At 74.5% G+C, this 3,011-nt stretch carries 2 protein-coding genes; both read right to left on the bottom strand.

Going from position 1 to position 3,011, the window contains the following annotated elements:
• Nucleotides 1-651 (bottom strand): MFS transporter (locus tag B7767_RS43225; protein WP_143653026.1); only part of this gene is annotated, 651 nt, incomplete at its 3' end.
• 161 nt (nucleotides 652-812) lie between these two features.
• Nucleotides 813-2,969, bottom strand: a complete 2,157-nt coding sequence (locus tag B7767_RS43230) for a bifunctional polysaccharide deacetylase/glycosyltransferase family 2 protein (RefSeq protein ID WP_107486661.1) — start codon at nucleotides 2,967-2,969, stop codon at nucleotides 813-815.
• Nucleotides 2,970-3,011 lie beyond the last annotated feature (42 nt).

A 3,011-nucleotide genomic window follows, 5' to 3' on the forward strand; every position in this document is an offset into this window, starting at 1 on the left:
GGCGCGGGTCCCGGCGAGTCCGGCACGCAGGGGCGCCGTCCGGCTCTCGTGCCCGGTCTTCGGCGAGCGGTGCTCGGGGAACCGGAGTGCCGTGACCGCCGCCAGCAGGCACACCAGCACACTGGCGGCCCCGACGGCGGTGTGGCCGCCCCAGGTGAGCACGGGGCCGGCCAGCCCCATCGCCGCCATCACCGCGACCAGCCCGGCCGCGCGGGCCCGGCCCATGGTCCGGGCGTAGCGGCCGGCCGCGTCGAGCCGTTCCAGCTCGTCGTAGACCAGCGCCTCCAGCGCACCGGAGCCGAGCGCCCCGCCGGCGCCCCACAGCACGAAGCCGAGGGCGAAGGCGCCGTACGACGGGACGATCACCCACAGGGCGAAGCCGGCGGCGGTGAGCAGCGGGCCGAGCCACAGCAGCAGCCGGCGCGAGACGGCGTCGGCCCAGACACCGGAGGGGACCTCCAGCAGCACACCGGTCACCGACCAGAGGGCGAACAGGGAGGAGATCTGCCCGACGGACAGGCCGGCGTCGCTGAACAGCAGCGCGTACACCGGGTAGAGCAGGATGAGGTCTTCGAGGAACGCGTAGCCGTACAGCGTGGTCGTCAGCCGTCGCACGCGGACGTCGGTGGCACGCGTGGGCGTGGGAGTCATGAGGCCTTCCCGTGGGGGCGGTTCGGACACCGGACGTGGAGGACGTACGGCGCCGGAGGCGGCCCTCGGGAGGCGCGGCTGGTGGATCAATGTCGCCAGGTCATGACCCTCATGCTAGACCGGCCGTGAGGGGTCCCGCCCGGTGTTTCCCCGGCCGGCGCTCACCGCTCCCGGGCGGGGAGCCGGGGCGGCAGCACGACGTCGCCGCTGCGCTTGAGGCGTTGCCAGGGCAGCCGGTACCCGTTGACCGCGGTGAGGCAGGCCTGGACGAGCACCAGGTACATGAGCTGGCGGTGGACGATCTGCTGCAGCGGGAGCGTCCACAGCGGCCGGAGGCTCTCACCGTCGAGGCGGAAGGCGTAGGCCGCGCAGACGGTCTGCACGGCCAGCACACCGGTCCACGCCAGCATCGTGCGGAACGGGTCGCCGAAGACCAGGCCGTAGACGGTCAGCAGGTCGATCAGCGGGGCGAGGAGCGGGGTGAGGATCTGGAAGACGGCCAGCAGGGGCAGCCCGAGGCGGCCGAAGTGTCCCGCGTGGCCGCGCTCGACCAGCGCGTGCCGGTGCTTCCACGCGGCCTGCATGGTGCCGTAGCTCCAGCGGTAGCGCTGGCGCCACAGTTGCCGCAGGGTGGCCGGCGCCTCGGTCCAGGCGAGCGCGTCCTCGGTGTAGCGGACCTCCCACCCGGCCCGGTGCAGGGCCATGGTGATGTCGGTGTCCTCGGCGAGGGTGTCGCCGCTCATCATCCCGGCGTCCCGCAGGGCCGTGACGCGGAAGGCCCCGACGGCTCCGGGGACGGTCGGCATGCAGCGCAGCAGGTCGTACGTGCGGCGGTCCAGGTTGAAGCCCATCACGTACTCGATGTGCTGCCAACGGCCCAGAAGACCCCGGCGGTTGCCCACCTTGGCGTTGCCGGCGGTGGCGCCGACGGCCGGGTCGGCGAACGGCTGGACGAGGCGGTGGACGGTCGAGGGGGCGAAGACCGTGTCGGCGTCGAGCATGACGACGAGGTCGTGGGAGGCCCGCCGGACGCCGGCGTCGAGGGCCGCCGCCTTGCCGCCGTTCGGCCGGCGGAGCACCGTGGTCCCCGGGAGGCCGAGCGACTCGGCGACGTCGGCGGTGCCGTCGTCGGAACCGTCGTCCACGACGATGATCTCCACGGGGTGATCGCTCACGGCGAGCGAGCGGAGCGTCTTGGCGATGCACGGTCTCTCGTCGTACGCGGGGACGACGACGCTGACGGGCCGGGTGACGGGCGGGCCGGCGCCGGGGGGCGGGCGCCGGTGGGCGTGGTGGTGGGCGAGGACCAGCATCAGAGCGCACCGTGCGAGGACGAGCGCCCCGACGACCAGCAGCAGCACGCCCACGACCGACACCACCGTGTCCGACACGGCCACGGCGGCCACGAACGCCCGGCCCTTCCACAGGGTTCCCGCGTCGACGGGGCTGGTGAGACCGTCGGTGCCGACGAGGTCGGCGATCGTGGTGAAGCGGTACCCCTGGGCCTGGAGCCGGGGGATCAGGACGTCCAGCGCCCGGACGGTCTGCGACCGGTCCCCGCCCGAGTCGTGCAGGAGGACGACCGCTCCCCGGCCCGGCGCGTCCGGTGTGGCCGCGTCGGCGATCGCCCGGGCGCCCGGCCGCCGCCAGTCCCCGGTGTCCTGGTCGACGAACGCCAGTATGTAGCCCTTCTCGCCCAGGTGCCGGGCGACGGACCAGGCCGGTCCGTCCAGGGCGGTGGTGGTCGAGGAGTAGGGCATCCGCAGGAGCGAGCTGTTGACGCCCCCGGCTCCGGCGAGGGCGAGCTGGGTCAGCGCCAGCTCGCGGTCGGTCTCGCTCGCGGAGAGCGTGGCCAGGTCCCGGTGGGAGAAGGTGTGCACCCCGATCTCGTGACCGGAGCGGATCAGATCACGCAGTACCGCGGGGTGGCGCACGGCCTGCCGGCCGGTGACGAAGAAGGTGCCGGGTATGCCGTGGCGGTCGAGGACGGCCCGGATCCGGGGCGTCCAGACGGGGTCCGGACCGTCGTCGAAGGTCAGGACCACCGTCCGGGCCGGTGCCCGGTAGGTGCGCGGGTGGCCTTGGGTGGTGTCGACGACCGGGCCGCCGCCGGTGACCTCCCGGGGGACGCCGGCGGCCGGTCTCCCGGCGCGTCCCTCCTGGTCCCCGGAGAAGCCCCGGGTCGTGTACCCCTCGACCAGGAGCACCGAGACGACGAAGGCCAGCAGGACGAGCGGGACGACGACGCGGAAGCGGTGCCGGGACGGCAGGGGCGCCCGGGGCCGCCGCGGCCCGGGTGCCGCCGGCCGGCGGCGCATCAGGGGGTCCCGGCCACGGGCTCGTCACCGCCCGGAGCGTCG

It is taken from the genome of Streptomyces sp. 13-12-16 (assembly GCF_002114215.1).
Lineage (GTDB): Bacteria > Actinomycetota > Actinomycetes > Streptomycetales > Streptomycetaceae > Streptomyces.